At 44.7% G+C, this 25,894-nt stretch carries 21 protein-coding genes; 6 read left to right on the top strand and 15 right to left on the bottom strand.

The features are described 5' to 3' along the window. Position 1 precedes the first annotated feature (1 nt). The 8 genes from ITG09_04910 to prmB form a co-directional block, all read right to left on the bottom strand. The gene (locus ITG09_04910) at positions 2–859 is read right to left on the bottom strand and encodes a carbohydrate ABC transporter permease (GenBank protein ID UPR52977.1); all 858 of its coding nucleotides are present in this window, start codon (positions 857–859) and stop codon (positions 2–4) included. Then, positions 856–1,794, bottom strand: coding sequence for a sugar ABC transporter permease (locus ITG09_04905; protein ID UPR52976.1), 939 nt, complete (start codon positions 1,792–1,794; stop codon positions 856–858). Before ITG09_04905 ends, ITG09_04910 begins: the two co-directional genes overlap by 4 nt. Before the next feature lie 181 nt (positions 1,795–1,975). Continuing rightward, positions 1,976–3,223: a carbohydrate ABC transporter substrate-binding protein gene (locus tag ITG09_04900; protein UPR52975.1), complete on the bottom strand. Its 1,248-nt coding sequence runs from the start codon at positions 3,221–3,223 to the stop codon at positions 1,976–1,978. Positions 3,224–3,333: 110 nt separating this feature from the next. Further along, positions 3,334–4,779 (bottom strand): HAMP domain-containing protein, encoded by a 1,446-nt coding sequence (locus tag ITG09_04895; GenBank protein ID UPR52974.1) that lies wholly within the window; start codon positions 4,777–4,779, stop codon positions 3,334–3,336. A 45-nt stretch (positions 4,780–4,824) separates the two neighbouring features. Further along, positions 4,825–5,553, bottom strand: coding sequence for a response regulator transcription factor (locus tag ITG09_04890; GenBank protein ID UPR52973.1), 729 nt, complete (start codon positions 5,551–5,553; stop codon positions 4,825–4,827). Between the two features lie 157 nt (positions 5,554–5,710). After that, complete coding sequence (locus tag ITG09_04885; GenBank protein UPR52972.1) at positions 5,711–7,168, bottom strand: YdiU family protein; 1,458 nt, start codon at positions 7,166–7,168, stop codon at positions 5,711–5,713. A gap of 480 nt (positions 7,169–7,648) precedes the next feature. Next, positions 7,649–8,290 (bottom strand): LysE family translocator, encoded by a 642-nt coding sequence (locus ITG09_04880; GenBank protein ID UPR52971.1) that lies wholly within the window; start codon positions 8,288–8,290, stop codon positions 7,649–7,651. Between the two features lie 225 nt (positions 8,291–8,515). After that, positions 8,516–9,448: a 50S ribosomal protein L3 N(5)-glutamine methyltransferase gene (prmB, locus tag ITG09_04875; protein UPR52970.1), complete on the bottom strand. Its 933-nt coding sequence runs from the start codon at positions 9,446–9,448 to the stop codon at positions 8,516–8,518. A gap of 62 nt (positions 9,449–9,510) precedes the next feature. Between prmB and smrB the strand changes: the two genes are divergently transcribed. Continuing rightward, a complete protein-coding gene (gene smrB, locus ITG09_04870) occupies positions 9,511–10,041 on the top strand; it encodes an endonuclease SmrB (GenBank protein ID UPR52969.1) in 531 nt (176 codons plus the stop codon). Between the two features lie 117 nt (positions 10,042–10,158). On the opposite strand, the gene sixA is transcribed toward smrB, so the two are convergent. Then, positions 10,159–10,623 carry a phosphohistidine phosphatase SixA gene (gene sixA, locus ITG09_04865; protein ID UPR52968.1) on the bottom strand — a complete coding sequence of 155 codons (465 nt, stop codon included), beginning with the start codon at positions 10,621–10,623 and terminating at the stop codon, positions 10,159–10,161. 304 nt (positions 10,624–10,927) lie between these two features. On the opposite strand from sixA, the gene ITG09_04860 reads away from it, so the two are divergent. Then, positions 10,928–13,705, top strand: a complete 2,778-nt coding sequence (locus ITG09_04860; GenBank protein UPR52967.1) for an insulinase family protein — start codon at positions 10,928–10,930, stop codon at positions 13,703–13,705. 301 nt (positions 13,706–14,006) lie between these two features. Here the strand turns inward: ITG09_04860 and fadJ are convergent, their stop codons facing one another. Both fadJ and fadI read right to left on the bottom strand, forming a co-directional pair. Further along, entirely contained in the window at positions 14,007–16,238 is a 2,232-nt protein-coding gene (gene fadJ, locus ITG09_04855) for a fatty acid oxidation complex subunit alpha FadJ (protein ID UPR52966.1), read from the bottom strand. Then, positions 16,238–17,545, bottom strand: coding sequence for an acetyl-CoA C-acyltransferase FadI (fadI, locus tag ITG09_04850; GenBank protein UPR52965.1), 1,308 nt, complete (start codon positions 17,543–17,545; stop codon positions 16,238–16,240). Before fadI ends, fadJ begins: the two co-directional genes overlap by 1 nt. A gap of 552 nt (positions 17,546–18,097) precedes the next feature. Between fadI and ITG09_04845 the strand changes: the two genes are divergently transcribed. The 4 genes from ITG09_04845 (at position 18,098) to ITG09_04830 (ending at position 22,481) form a co-directional block, all read left to right on the top strand. After that, positions 18,098–18,646: a sigma-70 family RNA polymerase sigma factor gene (locus ITG09_04845; GenBank protein UPR53586.1), complete on the top strand. Its 549-nt coding sequence runs from the start codon at positions 18,098–18,100 to the stop codon at positions 18,644–18,646. Next, on the top strand, positions 18,639–19,367 hold the full coding sequence (locus ITG09_04840) for a DUF3379 domain-containing protein (GenBank protein UPR52964.1): 729 nt from the start codon (positions 18,639–18,641) through the stop codon (positions 19,365–19,367). The genes ITG09_04845 and ITG09_04840 overlap by 8 nt, the downstream gene beginning before the upstream one ends. 297 nt (positions 19,368–19,664) lie before the next feature. Beyond that, positions 19,665–20,891: an outer membrane protein transport protein gene (locus ITG09_04835; GenBank protein ID UPR52963.1), complete on the top strand. Its 1,227-nt coding sequence runs from the start codon at positions 19,665–19,667 to the stop codon at positions 20,889–20,891. Positions 20,892–21,194: 303 nt separating this feature from the next. Next, positions 21,195–22,481: an outer membrane protein transport protein gene (locus ITG09_04830; protein ID UPR52962.1), complete on the top strand. Its 1,287-nt coding sequence runs from the start codon at positions 21,195–21,197 to the stop codon at positions 22,479–22,481. Positions 22,482–22,561: 80 nt separating this feature from the next. Here the strand turns inward: ITG09_04830 and ITG09_04825 are convergent, their stop codons facing one another. The 4 genes from ITG09_04825 to ITG09_04810 all read right to left on the bottom strand — a co-directional run bounded on the left by ITG09_04825 (position 22,562) and on the right by ITG09_04810 (position 25,894). Continuing rightward, positions 22,562–23,347, bottom strand: coding sequence for a VacJ family lipoprotein (locus tag ITG09_04825; protein UPR52961.1), 786 nt, complete (start codon positions 23,345–23,347; stop codon positions 22,562–22,564). Between the two features lie 287 nt (positions 23,348–23,634). Beyond that, positions 23,635–24,855 (bottom strand): c-type cytochrome biogenesis protein CcmI, encoded by a 1,221-nt coding sequence (gene ccmI, locus ITG09_04820; protein UPR52960.1) that lies wholly within the window; start codon positions 24,853–24,855, stop codon positions 23,635–23,637. Further along, on the bottom strand, positions 24,855–25,346 hold the full coding sequence (locus tag ITG09_04815) for a cytochrome c-type biogenesis protein CcmH (protein ID UPR52959.1): 492 nt from the start codon (positions 25,344–25,346) through the stop codon (positions 24,855–24,857). The genes ccmI and ITG09_04815 overlap by 1 nt, the downstream gene beginning before the upstream one ends. Then, positions 25,343–25,894 (bottom strand): DsbE family thiol:disulfide interchange protein, encoded by a 552-nt coding sequence (locus ITG09_04810; GenBank protein UPR52958.1) that lies wholly within the window; start codon positions 25,892–25,894, stop codon positions 25,343–25,345. Before ITG09_04810 ends, ITG09_04815 begins: the two co-directional genes overlap by 4 nt.

Below are 25,894 nucleotides of genomic sequence, written 5' to 3'. Positions count from 1 at the left end.
ATTATCCTTTTACTGATCCTGCCGTTAGGCCACGAACAAAATATTTTCCTGCGAAGACGTACACCAACAGCGTTGGCAGCGCGGCGATAATCGCGGCAGCCATATCGACGTTATATTCTTTAACGCCAGTACTGGTGTTGACTAGGTTGTTTAATGCCACGGTAATCGGTTGAGTTTCTGAGCCCGAATACACCACCCCGAACAAGAAATCGTTCCAAATCGCGGTGAACTGCCAGATCACCGTCACCATGATAATTGGCGTTGAGATCGGTAATAAAATCTTGAAGAAGATGGTAAAGAAGCCTGCGCCATCCAGTTTTGCCGCTTTGATCAATTCATCCGGAATCGAGATATAGAAGTTACGGAAAAACAGTGTCGTAAATGCCATACCGTAGATAACGTGCACAATCACCAAGCCGATGGTTGTGTTCGCTAAACCCATCTTGCCAAGCATGGTTGCCATTGGTAAAAGCACCACTTGGAATGGGATGAAGCAACCAAACAACAACAAGCTAAAGAACAGGTTTGAACCTCTAAATTGCCATTTCGTCACGACATAACCATTGAATGCACCGAGCAATGTTGAAATCGCAACCGCAGGAATCACCATTTGGAACGAGTTCCAGAAGTAACCTTTGATGCCTTCACATTTCACGCCCGTACAGGCGGTATCCCACGCTTTATACCAAGCATCAAACACCCATTCTTTTGGCAAGCTCATCAAGTTACCCGCCTTGATATCAGGCAGAGTTTTGAATGACGTCAGCGCCATCACAAACAATGGCATTAGATACACCAAGCAGAAGAAAAGCAGTGCTGAATAAATAAAGATTCGAGCAAAATTGATGTTATTCATCATGACTTTTTCTCCCTAAGTTCAGAGTAAAGGTAAGGCACGAGAATCGCTAAGATACCAGCCAGCATCATCATGGCGCTGGCAGCACCAAGGCCGATTTGACCGCGAGTAAAGGAATGTGCGTACATGAATAGCGCAGGAAGATCCGATGAATAACCGGGGCCACCTGCCGTCATTGCAGTCACAAGGTCGAAGCTCTTAATCGCAATGTGTGAGGTGATGATCACCGCGCTGAAAACCACAGGGCGCAAGCAAGGCAGAATGATTTTGAGATAAATGGTGGGTAAGCTTGCCCCATCAATTTGAGCGGCTTTGATGATTGAAGAATCAATGCCACGAAGGCCGGCTAGGAACATCGCCATCACGAAGCCTGAAGACTGCCAAAGCGCCGCAATCACTAAGGTGTAGACCGACATTTCAGAATTGACGAGCCAGTCAAATTTGAAGTCAGTAAATCCCCAGTCTTGCATCAGCTTTTCAATGCCAAGACCAGGGTTAAGAATCCATTTCCACGCCGTACCCGTCACGATGAATGACAAGGCCATTGGGTATAAATAGATGGTACGAATCGCGCCTTCTTGGCGGATATTCTGGTCAAGCAACACAGCTAAACCAACACCTAGCAAGATAGCAATCGCCATGAATAGAAAACCAAACACACCGAGGTTGGTGATTGAGGTGATCCAGCGATCGTTGTCCATCAGCTTTTCATATTGAGTTAAACCAACGAAATTAAAGCTCGGCAGAAATCGAGAGTTAGTGAACGACAATGCAGCCGTCCAAAAAATGTAACCATAGATACAAACCACGGTCACTAACGCGGTTGGCGCTAGCACAATTTTAGGTAACCAATGTTGCAACCTGTCAGCAAAACTCGGTTTCGGTGCAGGCTGGCTCCTTGTGGGTTTTGGAGTCGACTCAGTCAAAACATGCTCCATAACTTATCCTTGTTGCACAATCGAGCCAATGGCTTACCTCTCGGCACCACATCAGCATCACGCATATCAGAATTGGGAGTGAAGAGTAGATAGGCTCCCTACGAGCCTACCCACCCTGGGGGTTCGATAAAGCAACACAACCCGTCACTCATGTGCGTTGTGTGTCACTTATCAAGTTAGATTAGATAGCCGCTTTCACTGCTTTTGCTAACTTAGCTGCCGCTTGTTTAGGATCGGCATCTTTCTCGTTGAAGAAGTTGGTCACTACGTCATAAATAGCGCCTTGAGCGTAGCTTGTTGTCGCTAAGCCGTGAGCCATACTCGGGACAAGATCGCCCGATTCAGCACTCGCTTTGAAGGTAGCCATTGAGTCCAACGCACATTGGTCGAATTTAGACATGTCCATATCTAGACGTACAGGGATAGAACCTTTGTTAAGGTTGAAGACTTCTTGGAAATCTTTGGTAAGAATGGTTTTCGCTAGGTCTTGCTGCGCTTTTTGGTTCTCTTTGTCACTTAACTCAAAGAACGCAAAGCTATCGATATTGAAGGTAAATTGGCCGTCAGTACCTGGAGCTGGTGCACAGATGTAATCTTTACCCGGCACTTTGCCTGCCGCAGTAAATTCACCTTTAGCCCAGTCACCCATGATCTGCATCGCGGCTTCGCCATTGATAACCATTGACGTTGCGACGTTCCAATCACGACCTGGCGAGTTGCTGTCGATGTAATCACGCATCTTTTTGAACTTGGTGAACACTTCCACCATTTTGTCGCCAGATAACACGTCCATATCAAGATCAACGAACGCTTTGTTGTAGTCTTCACTGCCTAGTACATCAAGTGCCACGGCTTCGAATACCGTCGCGTCTTGCCAAGGTTGACCACCATGAGCCAATGGAATGAAGCCAGCCGCTTTAATCTTGTCTGCAGCAACAAAGAACTCATCTAACGTAGTTGGAACCGTCACACCCGATTTTTCTAAAACAACAGAGTTAGCCCAAAGCCAGTTAACACGGTGAACGTTGACAGGAACTGCCACATATTCGCCATCCCACTTCATCACTTTAGTCACTACTTCTGGTAGTAGTTCATCCCATTGTTCTTGTTTAGCAGTCGCATCGAGAGACGTTAGAAAACCTAAACCACCCCACTCCTGAATATCATGACCTTTAATCTGCGCTGCAGAAGGTGGATTGCCCGATACTGCTCGAGTTTTCAAAACAGTCATCGCACTTTCACCGCCGCCACCAGCAACAGCAAAATCTTTCCAAGTATGGCCTTGTTCTTCAATCATCTCTTTCAGTACCGCTGCGGATTTCGCTTCACCACCGGCAGTCCACCAGTGAAGCACTTCCACTTCACCAGCTTGAGAAAATGTTGAGGCAGCAAGAAGAGATAGAGTAAGTAGGGTTTTATTGATTTTCATTATAATCTTCCATGTTTAGCGGACTCGACGTCCGGTTCAATAAAGAGTCTACTTATTCTGATTTATAAGATTGAAACAAAAGGTAAGCCCTATGTAACACAATTGTTACATTACACTTCTAAGCCTCTTGGTATATAGACTTTGGCTTCTAAGCCACCTTGAGTGGAGTTGCGAATAATGAGATCTCCGCCGTGTCCATGCAGGATATTTCGGCAGATCCCGAGCCCTAAACCGTGTCCTTGGTCGTCGGTTGCCAGCCTAAAGTAGGGTTCAAAAACCAACTCTAACTTGTCTTCAGGGATACCTTTGCCATGATCCTGAATCGTCACAATGACCCACACTGAATCACTGCTGATATCGACTTCGGCGGATTGTCCATATTTCACAGCATTGTCGATAAGATTGGTGAGCACGCGTTTAATCGCTAAAGGTTTAGCGACTAACGGTTCAATCACAGCAGGCTCAAACTCGACCTGAGTTTGGTATTGATTGTGTAATTCAATCACGGAGAGCATCATCTCATTGAGATCGATAATAGCATTGTTCTCGTGTAGATCTGTGTCTCTTACCGCCTGTAATGCACCTTTCACCATCATCTCAAGCTCATCAAGATCTTTGTTGAATTTGTCTTTCTTTACTTCGCTTTCCAACAACTCAGCACGAAGCCTGAGTCGGGTGATTGGTGTCTTCAAGTCATGAGAGATAGCCGAGAACAAATGCTCTCGGTCAGCAACATAGCGACGAATGCGCTGCTGCATTCGGTTAAAGGCTCTGGTTGCCGTGACCAGTTCAGTCGCCCCCTCTTCTTTCAGTTGGGGCTGCTGAATGTCCATGCTCATTTCATTGGCCGCTCTTGCCAGCTTTTTAAGAGGTCGCACTTGGCGACGAATCATCAAGTAAGTCAGCACCAGTAGAATGAGCGTTGAAGAAACTAAGAAGATCACCTGCTCTCTGCCAAGAATCGTATCGTCGAGTTTCACGTATGGCGCTGGCAACAGTGCGGCAATGTACACCCATTCATGACTGGTTAGTTCTATTTGAACAACCAGAATTGGCGGATTAAGAGGTTCTAAGGTTAAGGTGTGATGCGCCCACGATCGCGGGAGATCGCTTAAGTAGATGTCGTTTTTAAGCAAGCGAAGGTGTTCAGGACGTGAGAAATCTACCCGGACTGATTCGACTTTATTGAGCTTGCTACTTAAAACACTTTCTATCGCTTCTATCGATGCGGTTTTTAAGCGCGTGTCAGGGATAGGCTCAACAATCAAAGCCTCTTTATTGAAAGAAACGAAGAAGCGCGTACCACCCATATTGCGGATCTGATCCAGTACGATATGACGATATTTGACGGGTAGAGACTGAAAGAAAGTCACCGTCGAGGCAAACATATTTGCCATGCTCTCGGAGGCAGAACGAATCCCTTCCAGTTCTTTGTGTTTGGATTCGCTATACCAAATAGACGTTGCGATACCTTGAGCAATCACAACGGCTAACAACGTCAGCAACAATGTTCTTGCGACCAAAGAGTTTGGTTTTAATCGACTCAACCAGTTCATAGGAAATACTTCATTGGCAAGGTGTTCATTAACAGCACTTGATTATCAGTGTTCATACTGAACAGGCACAGCAAGAATATAGCCATTGCCGCGCATGGTTTTGATGTAGTGAGGGTATTTGCCACTGTCGCCCAATCGGCTTCTCAGACGACTAAGCTGCACATCAATGCCACGTTCAAAAGGCAGCGCTTCACGGCCTCTGGTGGCGAAAGAGATGGTGTCACGGTCGAGAACTTCGTTAGGACGAGTTAAAAACAGCATTAACAAAGAAAAGTCACTGCCCGACAAATCCATCTCTTCTAAGTTTTCATTGTGAGAGATTCGATGCGCGAGCGTATCGAGCGTCCAATCACCAAAAATGATTTGCTTTGGCAGTGCATCACTCGGCTTGTCATCCACCACTTGAACGCGGCGTAATAACGCTTTGATTCGAGCCATTAACTGACGAGGGCTAAACGGCTTCGCGATGTAATCATCTGCACCAATTTCTAAGCCGATAATCTGATCGGTTTCATCCGATACCGCTGTCAGCATAATGATAGGGACATTGGATTGCTTACGGACGCGCTGACACAAGGTAAAACCGTCGTCACCGGGCAGCATCACATCGAGCAGAATCAGGTCTGGATAACCTTGGCTTTGCAGGTGGGTTTCTAATTCAACACCGTCTCCAACAGAAGAGACATCGAAACCCGATTTAGTGAGGTACTCTTCCAGCAGCTCGCGGATTTCTTGATCATCATCCACCACGAGAATTCGAGTATTTGTTGGCATCGCCCAAACCTATTAAATTTACAACTTATTCACATAGTGTATAGGCTGGCCGATTATTTGATTATTGACATGTTTGTAAAGTTAGACGAACAAACAGATAAAGATCACATCTTAGTGACCTCTACCTGTACTTAGCGACTCAAAGAATCATAGGAGGTTAAGAGGAACAGCTGATTTCCATGGCTTTGCCCCACTCAGGCGGCAAGGCAGCAAGATGTTCGTAGTCAGGATGTTCCGCATAAGGGTCTGCCAGCACCACCATTAATGCATCAATATCGCTGCTATCACCGCGCTCAGCTTTATCTATGGCGAGTTGAGCAAGGTAGTTTCTGAGGATGTATTTCGGGTTTACTTGTCGCATCTTTTCACAGCGCTCGGCCACTGAACTCTCTTCTAATTCACAGCGTTGCAAGTAGTTATCCACCCATAGCTTTGCGGCCTCGCGGTCTATAACCAAATCAATCACGTCTTGCGGCGGCAATGTATCTAGGTTCGACAGCGTTCTAAAGAACCTTGGGTAGTCGACTTTGTTTTGCGACATCAGCTCGAACATAGATTCAAACAAGCGAGTATCACCTTCTTGTTTGGAAAGCAGCCCCAACTTACGACGCATCAACTGACTGAAATAACCGTTCATTTGTGGTTCGTACTGCTCTAACGCGGCCTCTAAATCGGCTTTATCCACCAACGGCGAAAGCGAGTGAGCCAGTGCCGATAGGTTCCATAATCCAATTCTAGGTTGTTGATTGAAAGCGTAACGACCTTGGTAGTCCGAATGATTACAGATCAATCTTGGATCATATTCATCAAGAAAGGCGAACGGGCCGTAATCGAAGGTTTGGCCGATGATCGACATGTTATCGGTGTTCATGACTCCATGAGCAAAACCATTCGCTTGCCAGAGCGCGACCATTTCCGCAGTGCGATCAACAATCTGATTAAACATTGCAGCGTAGGGTTTTTCTTCATCGAGACATTCAGGGAAATGCCACTCAATGACTTTATCGGCCAGCAACTTATGCTCAGCCAACTGATTGGTATAAAACAGATGTTCAAAGTGACCGAAACGGATGTGTGACTCAGCAGCACGCACCAACAATGCGCCCCACTCTTGCTTCTCTCGATAAACAGGTGTGTCGCTGGTCATCATGGCCAACGCACGTGTGGTTGGGATATTAAGCCCGGCCATCGCCTCGCTACATAAGTACTCACGAACGGTTGATCGAATAACAGCGCGCCCATCACCCATACGAGAATAAGGAGTTTTACCTGCACCTTTAAGGTGTAAGTCGAACGTTTCACCACTTTTAGCGACAACTTGAGCTAATAACAGCCCTCTGCCATCACCTAAATCAGGGTTATAAGAGCCAAACTGGTGGCCTGCGTATTTCATTGCTACTGGTGAGAATTGCTCAGGTTCAACATTGCCGGATAACGTCTCAAGCAATTCCTCAGAGGCATCCTCAAATAACGGAAATCCGAGTTGATTCGCAAGGTTATGGTTCCATGCGAGCCATTGGACATTGCTGAGCGGTGTAGGTTGAATTGGGGTATAGAACAGTCGAGGTAATGCAGTAAATCGATTGTTAAATGAAATAGAATCCCAGACAGACATGAGAGATACACTGTAGATAAAAGATAGCTTAAGATTATCACAGTTTCGTAACAACTTCAGATTGGGTTACGTGTCTAGTTTGTTGAGAGAAGAGAACTTGATTACTTTGCGAAGAGAAAAAATTAAGTGGCTAGCCTGATGAGAAAAGCCACATTTATAAGAGAAAGAGTTCTGACTTTGAAGACTTTTTAACAAGTGATTTCATAATAAAAACTGAAAATATAGAGCCATGAAGCTGACTACATTAGAGCAAGAATACCCACTAGAGAAAGGGTAGAGAAAATCCAAGTACGACTGATTACGCCAAAATTACTGTGTTGAATCATTTCTTGATGCTGCATATGTCTCTCCTTGAGAACGTGATGGTGTAACCACAATATATCGGCTTTTCGCTAAAAGCAGCAAGCACATTAATATTAACCTTTTATGACAGCATCAAGAATATTCTGTAATCATTCACCTCTCTGATAAAACAGAAAGTTATGCTCGACTTGTCGTCGAAAGCAGTGCACCAGCCCCAATAAAGACGCCTCCAGTGACACGATTGAAAACCTTGGCTCGACCTTTGGCAAACAACCAATTTGACGACTTCGCGCCCAAGTAGGCATACACCAGTAACCAAGACAATTCCATCACTGCGAAGGTCAAAGCAAACACGGTAAACTGTGGAAGCAGAGCGATCGATGGGTCAATGAATTGAGGGAAGAGTGCGGTAAAAAACAAAATCGCCTTCGGATTACTTGCACCAACAATAAAGCCACTAACATAATGCTTTGCAGCGCTCTCTTTAACAGATTGAGACCCGCCTTGTTGAGCAGATAATTGGTCATAATCTTGTTGGCTAGAGCGCAGAGATTTCCAACCGAGGAAGATAAGGTAAGCAGCACCTGTCCATTTTATGACATTAAATACCACTTCAGACGAAGCGATAATCACACCCAAACCGGTAAACGATAACGTCAGAATTCCGGTAATCGCGGTCAAGCTACCCAAGGCAGTAAATATTGATAACTTAAAACCAGATTGCACGCCCTTGGTCATGCACAATAAAGAACTTGGGCCTGGTGATGCCGTTAAGATCAACACCGCTAATAAATAATAAATCCATGTATCAAAGCTCATCGCGAATTCTCCTTAACTCACTAAAACGACTAAATATTAATCATCAATATGTAATAGCTATTCATATTAAGCAACTAAATATTGATCACGTTCACTCTGTGTTGATTACTTATCCCTTAAATTTCGGCAATAAAAAACGCCATGCATTGCTGCATGGCGTTTAAATTTAAACGTTTCAAATAGAACGTCTTACCAAGTACTAAGCTAAAAACTAGCCGTCATTACCTAGTCTTTGTAGATAGAAAACTCGTCAGCGCAAGCAACAAGCTGCTCGCGAGTGATCATGAATACGCCATGACCACCGTTTGAGAATTCAATCCAAGTGAATGGAATCTCAGGGTACTGATCCATCATATGAACCATTGAGTTACCCACTTCACAGATCAGAATACCATCATCAGTTAGGTAGTCTGGTGCGTTCGATAGAATACGGCGAACCAATTTCAGGCCATCAGTACCTGCTGCTAGGCCAAGCTCTGGCTCGTGAGTAAACTCTTCTGGCAGGCTGTTCATATCTTCTTCATCCACGTAAGGCGGGTTAGATACGATCAGATTGTATTTCTCTTTTGGCAAATCACGGAAAAGGTCTGAACGGATTGGGAACACTTGCTGCTCCATGCCGTGATCTTGAACGTTCTGCTCTGCAACTTGCAATGCATCTGTAGAGATATCAATCGCGTCTACTTCAGCGTCAGGGAATGCGTGAGCACAAGCAATAGCAATACAACCACTACCCGTACACATATCCATGATGCGAGTTGGCTCTTCAGTTAACCAAGGTTGGAATTGAGCTTCGATCAGCTCACCAATTGGAGAGCGAGGCACAAGAACACGTTCATCAACGAAGAACTCAAGACCACAGAACCAAGCTTTGTTGGTTAGGTAAGCCGTTGGTGTACGATCATTAATACGCTTGATTACGCGCTCAACAATACGTAGACGTTCGCTGCTCGTTAGACGAGAGTTCATCACATGCGAAGGAACATCAATCGGCAGATAAAGAGTAGGTAAGATAAGTTGTACTGCCTCATCCCACGCGTTATCAGTGCCGTGACCATAAAATAGGCCCGCTGCGTTAAAGCGGCTAACAGTCCAACGAATCACATCTTGAAGCGTGTGTAGTTCTGATACCGCTTCTTCTACAAAAATCTTATCCAAAATTGTCTCCGAAAAGCGCTACAATACTGCTAATTACGTTTCTAATTAGAATTCATAACCTGATGAGCAAAAAAGACACCGACTTCGATGACGATTTCGCCCTGTTCAACGATGCAGTAAAGGGCGTTAAAAAGTTGCAACAGGATACCATAGTCCAGCAGCCAAAAAGAAATACCAAGCAAAAAGAAATTACTCGAACGGCAAGACAAGCCAGTGATAGTGAGTTTTATTTCTCGGATGAGTTCATTCCGCACCTTAGTGAGGAAGGACCAACACGTTATGCGCGTGATGATGTCTCTAAATATGAAGTCAAGCGACTGCGTCGCGGTGTTTACGTGCCTGACGTGTACCTTGATATGCACGGTATGACACAACAAGAAGCAAAGCGCGAATTAGGAGCTATGATTGCTCACTGCATTAAAGAGAGCGTAGCTTGTGCTTGCGTGCAACATGGTATCGGTAAGCACATTCTTAAACAAAAAGTGCCTCTGTGGTTAGCACAACACCCAGATGTAATGGCTTTTCACCAAGCACCTTTAGAGTTTGGTGGTAATGGTGCGCTGTTAGTCTTACTTTCGATTCCTGAGAAATAATTCTGGTTTACGAATTCTCTCACACAAAAAACAACAAAGGGCATCCCAATCATATTGAGATGCCCTTTCTATTTGTCTTCGACTTTGTCATTCGACAGAGTTTAACGAGCCTATAGCCTATGGATTAATGTTCCAAAGTAACTCGCCCTTTTGTGTCTCAAGGTCAAATTCAATACAGGCTAAACCTGACGTTGGGAACATAGGCGGTGCCATGCCCGTTGCAAATTCCGCAGTTAAGTAGCCCACTAGAGGTAAATGAGAAACAAATAAAATGGTCTCTAGTTTTTCTACTTCAGCCATTGCTAAGGTCAAATCAAACACATCGTCGGACATTCCGTAAGGCGTAATATCATCACAGGTTTCTACTTTCTTTCCAGAAAACGCCTGAGAGATCTCTAACCACGTTTCTTGTGCCCTTAAATATGGGCTCACTAGCACTTTATCGAACTGGCTGAACCCCTGCTCATTTGCAGCTTGTGCCACTGCAAGAGAAGCCATTTTCCCGCGCTTGGTCAACGCTCGTTCTGCATCCGAGTTCGCAAAATGTTCTGCTTCACCGTGGCGCATAATGAATATTTTCATGTTCAATCCTGTCTACGTAACATTTCGAAAGTCGATATATCCCATATCAGCGATACGCTACTTAGCGTTTGGCTCTCAAACTAGAGAAACCGCAGTCTATATAAATAATTATATCAAGTCACTTGCTAAAGAGTTCGACTTTCTTAACAATCTTGTTAAAAGAAAATAAATCACTGATAAAAATCGATAAAAGTGATTTAGAAGTCGCCAAAAAGCACTTCATATCCCAAAATATGATCGCGAGGTTTGCACCTTAAATCATCGCGTACATAATTTAAAAACCACCTTCTCTGGAGATGCTCCTGTGCACTTAAGCCCCAATGATGAACATCAATACCGCTACATAACCTTAAAAAACGGGTTACGTGTACTGTTAGTTCAGGACCAAAATGCTCAAAAAGCAGCAGCCGCATTAGCCGTTAATGTGGGGCATTTTGATGACCCTACAGACCGAGAGGGTTTAGCTCACTACTTAGAGCATATGCTATTTTTGGGAACTGAAAAGTATCCAAAGGTCGGAGAGTTTCAAAGTTTTATCAGTCAACATGGTGGTAGTAACAATGCTTGGACCGGAACTGAACACACCTGCTTCTTTTTTGACGTTGAACTAAATGCCTTTGAAACCGCACTCGATCGCTTCAGCCAATTTTTTACCGCCCCCTTGTTCAACGAGGAAGCGTTAGACAAAGAACGCCAAGCCGTTGATTCCGAATACAAGATGAAACTCAACGACGATTCGCGACGCTTGTACCAAGTTACCAAAGAACTGGTCAATCACAATCACCCATTCTCGAAGTTTTCTGTCGGTAATATCGATACGTTGGGCGACAGAAACGGTGAGACGATTCGACAAGAGATCTTAGCTTTCCACCAGCAGCAATACTCAGCTGACTTGATGACGCTGACACTATCTGGTAATCAATCATTAGATGAGATGCAAAGTTGGGTGGAGGACCGCTTTAGTTCTATAACTAATCACAACCTCCAAGGCAAGAAGGTAGAAGTCCCGATTATTGGCGAGTTAAGCACGGGTGTACAAGTCCGTGTTGAGCCGATTAAGGAAGTACGCAAACTGATCTTAACCTTCCCAATGCCAAGCATGGACGAACACTACGGCGTTAAGCCTTTGTCGTTCTTTGCCCACCTTTTAGGTTACGAAGGTGAAGGCAGTTTGATGATGCAACTGAAGGAAAAAGGTTGGATAACATCCCTCTCTGCAGGTGGTGGCGCAAGTGGCAGTAACTACCGTGATTTCACAGTCAGTTGCTCGTTGACCATTGAAGGCTTAACCAAAACCGATAACATCATCCAAGCAATATTTCAGTACATCAAATTAGTTGAGCAACAAGGCATTGAGGAGTGGCGCTACTTAGAAAAACGCGCCGTTCTAGAGTCTGCTTTCCGTTTTCAAGAGCCCGCAAGGCCGCTTGATGTCGTCAGCCACCTCGTTATAAACATGCAGCACTACCAAGAGCAAGATGTGGTGTATGGCGATTACAAAATGTCGCATTTTGATGACGAGTTACAGCGTTCATTGCTGCCTTACTTAACCGTCGACAACATGCGAGCGACCATAGTTGCGCAGGGGTTCGAGTATGACAGGGAAGCGAAGTGGTATTTTACGCCCTACTCGGTCACACCTTTTAGCGCAGAACAAGTTCAATGCTTTACGTGCATTAACCCCGGTTGGCAGTTTGAATTGCCAAGCAAAAACCCGTTTATTTGCTACGACTTAGACCCAACTGAGCTAGAAGGTGATGCTAAATATCCACAACTGCTGGAAGAGCTCGATGGCTTTAAGCTGTGGCACCTGCAAGATCATCAATTTCGAGTGCCGAAAGGGGTCGTGTATGTTGCTATCGACAGTCCTCACTCGGTCGCTAGCCCGAGAAACATCGTAAAAACTCGCCTATGTGTAGAGATGTTCTTGGATTCACTTGAAAAAGATACCTATCAAGCTGAAATTGCAGGTATGGGTTACAACATGTATACCCATCAAGGCGGCGTGACTCTGACTCTTTCGGGGTTCAGCGAGAAGCAGCCACAGTTGCTCAATATGATCCTTGAGCATTTCCAAGCTCGTAACTTTAGTCCAACACGCTTCGAAACGATCAAGCATCAATTGCTCAGAAATTGGAACAACGCGTCGCAAGATCGTCCTATCTCGCAGCTGTTTAATGCGATGACTGGGATACTTCAGCCAAATAACCCGCCCTATTCTGTGTTGATTGAGGCACTGGAAACGATAGAGGTCGATGAGCTCTCTTCTTTTGTTCAAGCTATCTTGGCGGAACTTCATGTTGAGATGTTTGTGTATGGCGACTGGAAAAAAGCCGATGCACACAAGATGGCCGAAACACTTAAAGATGCACTGCGTGTTCAAGATCAGGCTTACGAAGAGTCACTGCGTCCGCTAATCATGCTGGGTGAAAACGGCAGCTTCCAACGTGAAGTGGTGTGTAACCAAGATGATTCGGCAATCGTGGTTTATTACCAATGCCCGGATATTTCTCCTAAAAATATTGCGCTGTATTCATTGGCTAACCATCTGATGTCGGCCACTTTCTTCCATGAAATACGTACTAAACAGCAGCTTGGTTATATGGTTGGCACAGGCAATATGCCGCTCAACCGACACCCAGGTATTGTGTTGTATGTGCAGTCTCCTAATGCTGCTCCAGCCGACTTGTTAGCCTCAATAGATGAGTTCCTTAATGCGTTTTACATGGTGTTGTTGGAACTTAACGACTATCAATGGCACAGCAGTAAACGCGGCCTCTGGAATCAGATTTCAACACCAGATACGACTTTGCGAGGGCGAGCTCAGCGCTTATGGGTTGCGATTGGCAATAAGGATATTGAGTTCAACCAGAGAGAGCGCGTATTGGAAGACCTTAAGGGGTTAACTCGCTCAGACATGATGCGCTTTGTGGTAAGTCAGCTAAAACCTCGTACGGCGAATCGTCTGATTATGCATGCTCACGGGAATGCTCATCAGGAAGAAGATAAGCTGTCGGCAGGAGTGGAAATTGGCTCTATTGATGAGTTTCAGTTGCGTCCTAAAGACTGTGAGCTTGGTTAGTAGTTCTAAATAAAAAAAACAGGAGGTTGATGTGGAAGCATCAACCTTTTTTATTGGGTGCAGCACAAAAGCAGATCTCCTATTACGCTCCTTCGTCGCTTTAGGAGATGACGGTAGTTTCAATTGAGATGTGTTTGACCACCTTTCTTATCAATAAATAACTTACTTTTTATTTCTCGACCGTCATTCCCGAGAAGGAAGAATGACTGAGTCGGGAATCTCATTCCTTTCGCTCGCTCATAAAAAAGAAAAGCCCGCATCAACTGCTTGATACGGGCTCACTAATTAGCGTCTTAGAGAGTTACTTATAGAAAGACTCATCCAATCCAGCACGTGTCAGTAGGCCATCACATGGCGCAAAACGATCACCGTACTTCTTAGCAAAGTCGTTCATCATTTCTACCAGTGACTTAATGCCGATTTGGTCCATGTAACGGAACGGACCACCTAGGAATGGCGGGAAACCGATACCGAAAATCGCACCAATATCGCCATCACGAGGGCTGCGGATAATGCCATCATCCAAACAACGAACCGCTTCATTCAACATAGGTAACACACAGCGCATCGCAATATCATTATCGCTCAACTTAGGATCTGGTTGCAGCTTAAGCAGCTTGTAAACTGACTTGTCGACTTCCTTCTTCTTCCCTTTGTAAGTGTAGAAACCTTTACCGCTCTTACGGCCTTTACGGTTGTCATTCAACAGAATGTCGAACACATCTGGGCCTTGGAAACGGTCGCCAAGCTCATTCACTAAAATCGGAATGATCTTCGCACCGATATCAACACCCACCTCATCTAATAAGGTAATAGGGCCAACAGGGAAACCGAAGTCCAATAACGTGCTATCGAGCTTTTCAATCGGCTCATTCGCTAGCAGTAAATGCGCTGCTTCATTCATGTAAGGAGCAAGAATACGGTTCACATAGAAACCTGCCGTATCTTTAACAACAATCGGTGTTTTGCCTTGCTTCTTCGCTAATGCAACTACTGTCGAAATCGTCTCTTCTGAGGTTGTTTCATGAGGGATAACCTCAACCAACGGCATTTTCTCAGCGGGGCTGAAGTAGTGAAGACCGACCACGTTTTCTGGTCGCTGCGCCTTCTCTGCAATCTTATGGATTGGCAGTGAAGAAGTATTGGTCGCGAAGATAGTCTCTGGCTTGGCATTGGCTTCGATATCCGCAACCATTGACTGCTTAAGGTCTAGGTCTTCAAACACCGCTTCAATCACCACATCGGTGTGATTAAAACTCGTGAAGTCGATACCACCAGAAAGCTGAAGCATCTTACTTTCAAGGCCCGCTCTGCTCAGAATGCGACGCTTACGCTGCTTATCGAACAACTTGAAGTTGTAGTTAAGCGCGTTCAGCACACCTTCATTGGATACGTCTTTAATACGCACAGGCACTTTCGCTTTAGCAACGCTGACATGGCTGATGCCTGCACCCATAAGACCGCCGCCCAGCACACCAACACGCTTAACCACTTTCGGCTCTGCGTCTGCACCGTGTTCTTTTTTCATTTCCGTAGTTGCAAAGAAAATCGAACGAAGGGCTTTTGATTCTGAAGTCATAACCAGTTCTGAGAAACGCTTCGCTTCATACTGAAGGCCTTTTTCAAAGCCGTTCTCTAGGCCATAACGAATCACATCTAGAATCGCATCTGCTGCTGGGTAATTGCCGCGTGTTTTCTGATTCGTCTTCTTAGACGCTTGTTCAAAAATCACTTTACGACCAAGACCATTGCGTGAGATTAGTTTCTCTTTATTTGAAGCTTGGTTTTTAGACGCCAGACGCTTACCTTTTTTACTGCCCGTATTCTTTTCAACAAAGCTTTTTGCTACTTCAAGCAAGATAGTTTCAGGTACACAAGCGTCCACAACACCAAGCGATTTCGCTTTCTTAGCGCGCAGTTGCTTGCCCGTTAGAATTAGGTCGAGCGATGGCAGCAAACCGATAAGGCGAGGCAGACGCTGCGTACCGCCAGAGCCAGGTAACAGACCTAACTGTACTTCTGGCAGGCCAAGACGAGTCTTATCTGAATCGGTACATACGCGGTAATCACATGCCAGTGCGAGCTCTAAGCCGCCACCAAGACATGGGCCGTGAATGGCTGCGACCACTGGGTATGGCAGTTCAGACAGAGTTTGGAACATCTCCTGCCCTTGGCGAGCGAGAGACTGTGCTTCATCAGCCGTTTTACACGCATCAAGCATTCTTACATCAGCACCAGCGATAAAGTTATCTGGCTTCAATGAATGAACGATTAAGCCCTTAACTCGGCTCTGCTTTTCTTTTAGCTGCTCGAAGATGGCTTTCATTTCTTCCGCAAAAGCCGCTTGCAGTGTGTTCATTTTCTCGTTTGGCACATCGATCGCTAACCAAGCAATATCTTGCTCGTCGATATTGAGAGTAAATGCAGTCGCTTTCTTTTTGGTTGATTCACTACTTGTCGATTCAATGGCAGTCGCTGAATCTGGTTGAGTGACTACTTCTTTTTCTGTTTTTGCATCAAGAGTCGTAGACATTATTCTACCTCCAAGATCATTGCTGCACCTAAACCACCAGCCGCACAAGCTGTGTTCAGTGCCAAGCCGCCACCGCGACGTTTCAGTTCACGTAATGTTTGAGTCATCATGCGCGCGCCAGTCGCGGCAAACGGATGTCCGTAAGCAATTGAGCTACCCAGAACGTTGAACTTCTCCATATCAATCTCACCGATCGCTTTGTCGCGGCCAAGATTTTTCTGAGCAAACTCGTCACTTGCAAACATTTTCACATTCGCCAGAACTTGTGCAGCGAATGCTTCGTGCATCTCGATCAGCGTCAAATCTGAAAGCTCTAGGCCTGTGTTCTTTAATACTTGCGAAGTCGCGTAAGTCGGACCCATCAACATATCTGTTTCAACACCAATCGCTGAGAACGCATAACCACGAATATAACCAAGCACTTCTAAGCCTAGCTCTTTCGCTTTACCTTCGCGCATCAACATAACCGCAGCGCCGCCGTCAGTCAGTGGTGTAGCATTGGCTGCCGTTACACTGCCGTACTTTCTATCAAAAGCAGGACGCAGCTTAGCGTAGCCTTCAACGGTTGAGTCGTGGCGAATGTTGTTATCTTCCGCTAAATACTTTTTGTAAGGCGCTGGGAACGCCGTCATCACTTCGTCTTTAATCTTGCCTTCTTTCCATGCTTGAGAAGCCAAAGAGTGAGAACGGTGAGCAAGTGCATCTTGAGCTTCGCGAGTAATACCATGTGTCTTCGCCATCTGCTCAGCCGTTTGTCCCATGGATAAACCGGTCGAGTATTCTGCTACAGCAGGCGGTACTGGCATGAGATCTTTAACGGAAAGCGTTTTAAGAATTTTCAGCTTTTGACCCATAGTTTTCGTTTTACTCAGCGCTAATAGATTTGCCGCTAACTTTTTCGAAACACCGATAGGCAGTACAGAAGAAGAATCCGCGCCGCCCGCAATACCAACATCAATCGTGCCAGCCATAATGCTTTCGGTCACGTTAACTGCCGCTTGGAAGCTGGTCGCACATGCTCGTGTGACACTGTAGGCATCGGTATTGATGTCCATGCCTGTGCCCAATACGATTTCACGCGCAATGTTTGGCGCTTCTGGCATTTGCACGACTTGGCCGAACACGACTTGTTCGATAAGCGCAGGATCAACATCCGTTCTTGCAAGCATTTCGCTCACAACCATTTTGCCTAGGTCAACCGCAGGCACTTGGCTAAATTCTGTGCTCTGACGAGCGAATGGGGTTCGTAATCCAGCGACAACGGCAACACGTTCTCCAGAACGCGTTTTGACTTCCTGTTTGCCCATGGTTTCTCCTTAAAGTTAAGAGGTCTGACCTGAAGCATTGTAAAGAAGTTGTTAATTAAATCAAACGAGCGTTTAAATAAACGTGATACGAGTATCTCACTGTTTGAAAATATAACTGCACATTCAGGCGAACCTTTTTGAGGGAAAGGTTGTCGTAAGAGACTAAACTATTGTAAGCCAAGACTGTTATCGCAATGTAGAGAATGGTTTTCTTGAGGCAAAAAAAAACCACACAAAGCTGTGTGGTCGGAATGTATATAAAGCAATTAACTTAGCGCCAATTGAAATAATCAGTTTCCTGATTAGGAGAAAGTAAAGTCAGCCTTCAAAAGGAAGTGTCGTCTTGCTCAACATGCTAGCCACGAATGACTAACTAGACGACAAGGTGTACTATAGCGAGTTCTAAGCCTTAGATTTTGAAGTAGATCAATTTTAATGTGATTTTACGATTTCCTGCCGATCGTTAGCTCTAAAAATATAAAAACGAAGCACAACGTATAGAGGACAGCTATACGCAGAGCAATTATGGAGGCTCGTGTGTCAATAATAAAAATGTTTGGAAAGAAAACAGCCAAGCGTCCGGTCAACTCTGATATGGACAAACAAAGAAAATACGAAGCACTCGTACGTGCCTATCATCGTGACCTCTTTCGCTACGCCTATTGGTTATGCAAAGACAAAAGCATTGCCGAAGACTTAGTTCAAGAAACTTGCCTTCGTGCATGGAAGTCACTCGATAGCCTTCAAGATGAAAAAGCCGCGAAATCTTGGCTGATTACCATCTTAAGACGCGAGAACGCTCGGCGTTTTGAACGCAAACAGTTTGATCTGGTTGATATCGACGACCACGGTAACGATGCTAGTGTCAGTGATGACCCGCACCATCAACACCAATGGTTGCAAACCCAGATCATGAGACTTGAAATTGATTACCGTGAACCTCTCTTCTTGCAAGTGATTGGTGGTTTTAGTGGTGATGAGATTGCCGATATTCTCGATCTCAACAAAAACACGGTGATGACACGTTTATTCAGAGCTCGAAATCAGTTGAAAGAGCTGTTGGATACAGAAGAGGCAGAGAGGGGGCAACATAATGGATGATTTGGAATTTCGTCGTCGTGTATTGTCGGAACCTAAACAACGTACACAAGATATTGTTGATGCGACCGCGAATAGCGAAGCCAATAGTAACTTCTTAGACGATGTACTAGCGCTTGATAAGCAGATCCATTCAGCGATGAATGTGGATGTGCCAGACGATCTTGCTGATCGTATTTTGTTCAATCAGACCTCAAGCGAAGAAAGCAAAGTAGTAAGGCCTACGTTTGCGAGACGTGCAATGGCAATGGCTGCCTCAGTGGCATTTGTTGCTGGGTTATTAGTTGGCCAAGTGAATTGGGGAAATGCATTCGTTTCACCTGCTCAAGCGAGTTTGGTTGATACCGCGATGAAGCATGTTGTTGATGAGAAGAGCTTTGTGAGCTCCATCGATGAACAGGTCACATCGCAGCAGATCAACGCAAAAATGAACCCATTTGCTTTTCAGTTTGATGATGCTTTCCCTTACCACGTTTATTACCTAAACCACTGTGGTTTTGGTAAATCCAACGCGGTACATATGGTATTCCAAGGCGCAAAAGGCAAAGTAACACTGTTTTTAACCGGTATACCGACAGACAAATCTATCGACTTTGATGAAGAAGGTATGTCTGGTTCAGTCACACCCGTAGATGGCAGCAGCTTAATCCTTGTGGGTGAAAATGGTGAGGATGTTTCCAAAATCGCCGAAAAGCTGACAAAAATGATCAAACCGATGAGCTAATTCGCTCTTAAAGCCCCGCTACAAAAGGCCCAGCAATTATGCCACTGATATTGCTGGGCTTTATTTATAGACAACCCACAAAACCATTCACACCACCAATACCTCTAGAGTTAAAACTCTAAAAAATAGCATTTCGCACCATTTTCGTGCCAGATAGGCGTCATTTCCATAACTTTCCACTCAAATTTCTCAATGGTCGGATTTGTATATCGTATACTTCCGAATAGGATCAGCCACCATTGAGCAATTGCTCAAATTAATCGCCCTGTAGAGGCGGATATATAAAGGAATAAATGAATGACTACCAACAACACGCGTCTGTTTAAAAAGTCTCTTTTAGCAGTAACAATCACACTGGCGTCTTCGCAAGCGATGGCAGCAGGTTTCCAACTTAACGCACAATCAGCTACCGGCATCGGCCGTGCTTTCGCTGGTGATGCAGTAATCGCAGATAACGCGTCAGTAATGGCACGTAACCCTGCAGCAATGGCACTATTTGATAAAACTGAGCTTTCTCTTGGTTTTGAAAGCATCACTTCGATGATTGAAGTGAAAGATGCTCAATATTTTGGTCAACCAGTGGCAGATACTGACGATGTCGGTGACACCTCTATTGCGCCAAACATACACCTAATCGTTCCTGTAAATGACAAATTTGCATGGGGTGTAAATGCTTACACAAACTTCGGAACAAAAACTGAGTTTGAAGATGATTATGCAGCTGAGGTTTACGGTGGATTAACTGATGTCATGAGCATCAACTTTGGTCTAGCTGGTTCATACCGTCTGAACGACCAATGGAGTTTTGGTGTTGGCTTAGACCTAATCTACGGTGAAGGGACAATGAAACGTTCAGCACCAAACTCTCAAGGTTCAGTTTACTTGTTAGATGTAGATAAAGCGACCGGGTGGGCAGTTGGTTTTAACTTAGGCACTGTATATGAATTAGATGAAAATAACCGTTTTGGTTTAGCTTATCATTACAGCCCAGAGTTCACGGCTGAAGACGATAAAGGTCAAGAAATTACTTTACCACTACCTGATATTTTTGAATTCTCAGGTTACCACAAAATCGAAGATACCAAATTTGCCGTTCACTATAGCGTACAATGGATTGGCTGGGGTGATTTCGACCAAATCGAATTTAGAAACTTAGACCAAGCGACATCACCTATTGGTGGTGCTAGCGGAAGCTATGATAAAGCATACCAATGGCAAGATGGTTGGCACTACGCGATCGGTGGTACATATTATTTAAATACAGACTGGACACTTCGTGCAGGTTATATGTATGACACAAGCGCACAAGATGAGTTAACGTCTATTTCTGTACCAGATTCTGACCGCCAATGGTTCTCTGCAGGTTTTACTTATCACATCAGTGAAAAATCTAATGTGGATCTTGGTTTAACTTACCTCTTGGGTGATGATGTTAATGTTGAAGAAAACTCAGCAGGTCCTCTAACAGCAACGACTCACGCTGACGCAATACTATTCGGTCTACAATACAGCCGTAGCTTCTAATATAAGCTAAAGCTAGGTTAAAAATCCCCAAAGGGTCGCATTACGCGACCCTTTTTTATTGCCTAAACCACTGGCCCGCATCAATTTAGGCTTACAGTTGTAGCCTGCAAGGTCAATATATAGCTACAAGTGTACGCTCAAACTTCGCAACACAGCCGAAACATTCAGACTATTTACCTAATAATTAGTCACATTTACTCATTAAATCCCTAAAACACTGTTTTATTCGAATTTCATTTCTAAAGTAATAACTCTAAAAGTAGAATCACGCCACTAAATACTTATGATTCAGCGAACATAATAATGAAAATGAATAAGACTCTTCTATCTGCTGCAGTGGCAGTTGGACTACTTTCGACTTCTACCGTGACTCACGCGGCAGGTTTTCAACTAGCAGAATACTCAGCAACAGGCCTAGGCCGTGCATACGCGGGTGAAGCTGCAATGGCTGACGGTGCAGACGCACAATGGCGTAACCCAGCAATGCTGACTTACCTAGAAGGCACTCAGGTTTCTGTTGGCGCTATCTATGTTGATCCAAATATTGATATCGATGGAACTTCGACTTCAGTTGGTGGTGCTTCAACGACTCCATCAAATTCAAGTGATTTCGCTCACAGCGCAGTAATTCCAAACTTTTATGTTTCTCATAAGTACAATGAAAAATTCGCGTTGGGCTTCGCTGCAGGCACTAACTACGGCATGGAAACCGACCTAGGTAAAGATTTTGGCGGCGCAAACCACGGTAACGAAGCGAGCGTTATCAGTATGGAACTGAACCTAAACGCTGCTTACCAAGTATTAGACAACGTGTCTGTTGGTGGTGGTGTTCGATACATCATGGCTGAAGGTAGCTTCGGCGCAACAGCTACAGGGACTTTACCAGTAGGCACGACGCTGAAATACATGGAAGGTGACGACACTGCGTGGGGATGGCAAGTTGGCACCGCATGGCAGATCAATGAAAATAACCGTTTAGGCTTTGCCTACAAATCTGAAATCGACTTAACTCTTGAAGGTCATGCTAAAGGCTTTGCTTTCAACCAAGCAAACCCAAATGCGCACAAACCTGGTTCTATGGATCTAGCTTTGCCAGCGACAGCCGAGATCGCTTCTTTCCATCAACTAACAGACAAAGTTGCCGTTCACGCTAGTATCAACTGGACAGACTGGAGTAGCTTCGAAAAATTAGTTGCAGACTTCCCAGGTGAACAGTCAGACACAATAAAGATGGAAAACTGGGAAGACAACTACCGTTTCGCGATCGGTACTACTTACCAAATGACACCTAAACTGGCTCTACGTTCTGGTATTGCATATGATACTTCAGCAGTAAGCGAAGAGCATCGTACTGCGACGATTCCAGAGACAGACCGTACTTGGTTAAGTATTGGTGCTGGTTACCAATGGTCTGAGCAACTAACGTTAGATGCTGGCTTCACTTACATTCTAGCGAAAGACGCTAAAATGCATGAGTCTGACCTAGGCACTAAAGACGCACCGGGTGCTGATTTCTTCGGTGGCAGCTTCGAAGGTGAAGTAACAGGTAGCATCTGGCTAGTGGGTCTTCAAGCGAACTACCGCTTCTAATCTTTTGATTTAATCTAAAGTCAGACGCATTAAAAAGGCTCGATGTTATTATCAACATCGAGCCTTTCTTTTATCTGTAATTAAAAATCTTCTAAATAGCCATCAAGGAAATCTTCTTCTTCAAGATCAACCTCATCAGGTTCTATCTCAGCTTTGAAATCACGACGTTGAATATAAACATCTCGCGTCAATGCATATGGATCTGGCGAGTTATCCAACAAAGCTTCTTGTGACACTAACTGAGCACGTGTTTCCATGCCTTCAAATGCCCATTTACCTAAGCTCGTCCAGAAGTTCAAGAAAGATAAAGGAACATACAAGCCATCGACGGTTTCAGTCACTTCTCGCGTTGTTAACGGGCCATAACCCGGCACCATAAAGTACGGACCATTCCCTACTCCGTAGTGACCAATCGCATCAGAAAACGATTTGTCGTCGTATTTGGTGATCCCTGCTTCGCTGGCAATATCGATTAAGCCCAACAAACCAATCGTCGAGTTAATCCAAAAACGGTTGAAATGGTCGACAGCTCTCTCGCCATTACCCATGATCAGGTTGTTCACCATACTTGCAGGTTCGTCTAAGTTGGCTAGAAAATTGGAGATACCAGAACGCACTGGCACAGGAGTGTAGTCAACATAAGCGAGGGAAACAGGGCGAACTAAATAAGGATCTAGATATTCGTAGTTAATATCCCACATCGCTCGGTTGAAACCTTCAAAAGGATCATTTGGGTGGGACTCTTCGACGTATTCAGAGGTTTCGAGGTTATCATCGTTAACGCTTTCGTCGGGTGCGCTAGAGCAACCCACCGTTAAGCTTGCGATACAAAGTAAACTCGAGAGTCTTAAAACACTGACAGACATATCACCTTTTCCATAAGGAATAAGAATACCAATCGTAGTAAATAACCGCTCGACCTAGCTTGTTAAAACGCTCGATAACGTCGTTAGAAACTTTGATTGTAGAATAACTACTAATCGAAAGTTTCTGTCTTGTTCTCAAGCCTTTTGCCTACGCTATATCTAAGCTCTTACTTACTGTGATTGGTATAGTTATAAAAAAGGCCAGCAATCGCTGGCCTCAACTGTTTGCATAAGTTTATACCGTTTGACGAAAAATCGGAATAGCTAACACCTATGCAAGGCTATGATTAATATTGCTTGTTGATGTCGATGGTGACTGGAGCACCCAACTCAACCACTTCACTTTCACCGTACCAATCACCGTCGCGAGTTGAAACGTTACCATCGGTATCAAGCCTAGCTCTAACCATGAGAGTTTCAAGGCTAGACAGTTCCTGCCCTTCCAACATGCTGTTGCCATCATCAAGCACAACAGTACGAGGGAAAGTCCCTAGTGGGTAACGAGCCGCTGCGATAGGCATTGGAGAACCATCCGCTCTGTGTACTGACACAATTAACACAGAGTTAGGGTCAGGATTCACATCAGCAGATAGTTCGAGCGTTACGGCAACAGTTTTACCTTGGTCGACACCCATAGCGTCGCCCATTTTATTCTGAGCACTCTCAATACTGCGCGAAAGCATTTCGTAGCGACTGTCTTGTGGACCAATCATCTGTTGCATGATGCTCCAGTACTTCACAGCACCTGGGTAATCTTGACGCTCAAACGAATCGAACGCTAGCAGTGAGAATACTCGAAGGTCGACGTAATCGTTTTGAATCAAACGGCTCAAAATTAAGCGTGCTTGGTTCTGATCAGCTTCATCAGGAGAAAGCATTAGTGCTTGTGCGAAACCTAACTGAACATCTTCATTCTTAGGTTCAAGCTTGTACGCTCTTTCCATAGAATCTTTTGCTGTTTCAGCGTCGCGGTTAGCCAGAGCAATACGACCCAATAATAACCAACCCGTCGAATCTTCAGGTTGGTAGTGCAAGCGAGTACGCAGTGCTAGCGTCAAATCTTCTAGTTCGTCATCCGTTAGCGCGCCACCTTCCGATGACATTAGCTTTTTAGACAATTCAGGAAGGTTCGAGCTCACTTCTTGCCAGTGTTGAACTTTGTCCAATGCACCAAACTTAAAGTACATACCATAAGTCACAACGACGACAAGGATGATCGACGGTACAACTACACCTAGCGTTGAGATTTGAGTCTTCTTCATCTCTTGCTGAGCAGGTACATCATCAAGTAGAGACTGTTTCAAATCCGCAATCAGCTCTTGTTGATTATCAACAAGGCCTTCTTCTGCTTCTACTTCTAACTCGACAAGACGGTCTTTATAGAATGCTTTGTTCAACTCGTCGCGAAGCATTTCGTCATTGTTTGCCTTCTTGTTAATAAAAGGCAGAACAATTAATAAAATTGCCGCTAGCGAAAGGATAATGGTAGAAATCCAAAATAGAGTCATTACTTCTTATCTCCGTCGTTCTCTTCATCGAGTAACGCTTTTAAGCGAGCTTCTTTGTCTGCATCCCAGTCTTTATCTGACTCTACTGCTGTTTTTGATTTTGACTTTCTGCTTCGTAAAACAATCAAACCAAATCCAAACACAACAACCGCAAACGGACCAATCCAAAGAATTGATGTTGCTAGCGTCAGTGGTGGATTGTAAGTCACAAAGTTACCGTAGCGAGCAATCATGTAATCAATGATATCTTGCTTCGACTTGCCGTCTTTTGTCATCTCGTACACTTTTTGGCGTAAGTCGACCGCGAGTTCAGCGTTCGAATCACCAATCGTGTTGTTCTGACATTTAGGGCAACGCAGCGTATTGCTCAACTCTTTGAACTGCTGTTCTTGATCCACAGTATCAAATTCATGAAATTCGATAGGCGCAGCAGCAACTGTCGCTGAGATTGCGAACGTAGCGAATAGCGTAATCAGTGCCTTTCTAATCATTTCGATTCCTCCAACAACTCTTGATACATCGGCTCAAGCTTCGATGCCCAGTTGGTTGGGTTCACGTCACCAACATGGCGGTAACGAACCACGCCGTTGGCATCAATTAAGAAGGTCTCTGGAGCGCCATATACGCCAAGGTCAAGACCTAGCATACCGTTGCCATCAAACAGACTGATTAGGTACGGGTTACCCAGTTCTTTTAACCAACCAACTGCTTTGTTGCGGTCATCTTTGTAGTTAAGACCAATGATCTTAACGCCTTGAGCTGCGAGCTTGTTCAGGTAAGAGTGCTCTGCATAACAAGTAGGACACCAAGTTGCCCATACGTTAAGAAGCAGTGGCTCACCTTTAAAGATCGCTTGATCATGAAACTTACCTGGTTGTTCTAAGTCTTCAAGACCGAACTCAGGAACAGGCTTACCAATCAATACCGATTCAAGCTTAGTCGGGTCATCACCCGACTGGTTGCGCATTAATTGCGTTGCAAAGATTCCAGCTAGAACCATGAACGCAATCAATGGAATGAATAAAATCTTCTTGTTCAT

This window comes from Vibrio cyclitrophicus (assembly GCA_023206055.1).
Taxonomy (GTDB): Bacteria; Pseudomonadota; Gammaproteobacteria; order Enterobacterales; family Vibrionaceae; genus Vibrio; species Vibrio cyclitrophicus_A.
Note: the sequence above shows the minus strand (reverse complement) of the source record. Positions and strands in the feature narration are given on the sequence as shown.

What these genes read in the sequence shown, in the direction of transcription:
- ccmI (UPR52960.1), bottom strand. Translation starts at nt 24,855, where the DNA reads ATGACTCTATTTTGGATTTCTACCATTATCCTTTCGCTAGCGGCAATT.
- ITG09_04835 (UPR52963.1), top strand. Translation starts at nt 19,665, where the DNA reads ATGACTACCAACAACACGCGTCTGTTTAAAAAGTCTCTTTTAGCAGTA.
- fadI (UPR52965.1), bottom strand. Translation starts at nt 17,545, where the DNA reads ATGGGCAAACAGGAAGTCAAAACGCGTTCTGGAGAACGTGTTGCCGTT.
- ITG09_04815 (UPR52959.1), bottom strand. Translation starts at nt 25,346, where the DNA reads ATGATTAGAAAGGCACTGATTACGCTATTCGCTACGTTCGCAATCTCA.
- ITG09_04880 (UPR52971.1), bottom strand. Translation starts at nt 8,290, where the DNA reads ATGAGCTTTGATACATGGATTTATTATTTATTAGCGGTGTTGATCTTA.
- smrB (UPR52969.1), top strand. Translation starts at nt 9,511, where the DNA reads ATGAGCAAAAAAGACACCGACTTCGATGACGATTTCGCCCTGTTCAAC.
- fadJ (UPR52966.1), bottom strand. Translation starts at nt 16,238, where the DNA reads ATGTCTACGACTCTTGATGCAAAAACAGAAAAAGAAGTAGTCACTCAA.
- ITG09_04905 (UPR52976.1), bottom strand. Translation starts at nt 1,794, where the DNA reads ATGGAGCATGTTTTGACTGAGTCGACTCCAAAACCCACAAGGAGCCAG.
- ITG09_04825 (UPR52961.1), bottom strand. Translation starts at nt 23,347, where the DNA reads ATGTCTGTCAGTGTTTTAAGACTCTCGAGTTTACTTTGTATCGCAAGC.
- ITG09_04840 (UPR52964.1), top strand. Translation starts at nt 18,639, where the DNA reads ATGGATGATTTGGAATTTCGTCGTCGTGTATTGTCGGAACCTAAACAA.
- ITG09_04830 (UPR52962.1), top strand. Translation starts at nt 21,195, where the DNA reads ATGAAAATGAATAAGACTCTTCTATCTGCTGCAGTGGCAGTTGGACTA.
- sixA (UPR52968.1), bottom strand. Translation starts at nt 10,623, where the DNA reads ATGAAAATATTCATTATGCGCCACGGTGAAGCAGAACATTTTGCGAAC.
- ITG09_04900 (UPR52975.1), bottom strand. Translation starts at nt 3,223, where the DNA reads ATGAAAATCAATAAAACCCTACTTACTCTATCTCTTCTTGCTGCCTCA.
- ITG09_04895 (UPR52974.1), bottom strand. Translation starts at nt 4,779, where the DNA reads ATGAACTGGTTGAGTCGATTAAAACCAAACTCTTTGGTCGCAAGAACA.
- ITG09_04845 (UPR53586.1), top strand. Translation starts at nt 18,098, where the DNA reads ATGTTTGGAAAGAAAACAGCCAAGCGTCCGGTCAACTCTGATATGGAC.
- ITG09_04910 (UPR52977.1), bottom strand. Translation starts at nt 859, where the DNA reads ATGATGAATAACATCAATTTTGCTCGAATCTTTATTTATTCAGCACTG.
- ITG09_04810 (UPR52958.1), bottom strand. Translation starts at nt 25,894, where the DNA reads ATGAACAAGAAGATTTTATTCATTCCATTGATTGCGTTCATGGTTCTA.
- ITG09_04885 (UPR52972.1), bottom strand. Translation starts at nt 7,168, where the DNA reads ATGTCTGTCTGGGATTCTATTTCATTTAACAATCGATTTACTGCATTA.
- ITG09_04890 (UPR52973.1), bottom strand. Translation starts at nt 5,553, where the DNA reads ATGCCAACAAATACTCGAATTCTCGTGGTGGATGATGATCAAGAAATC.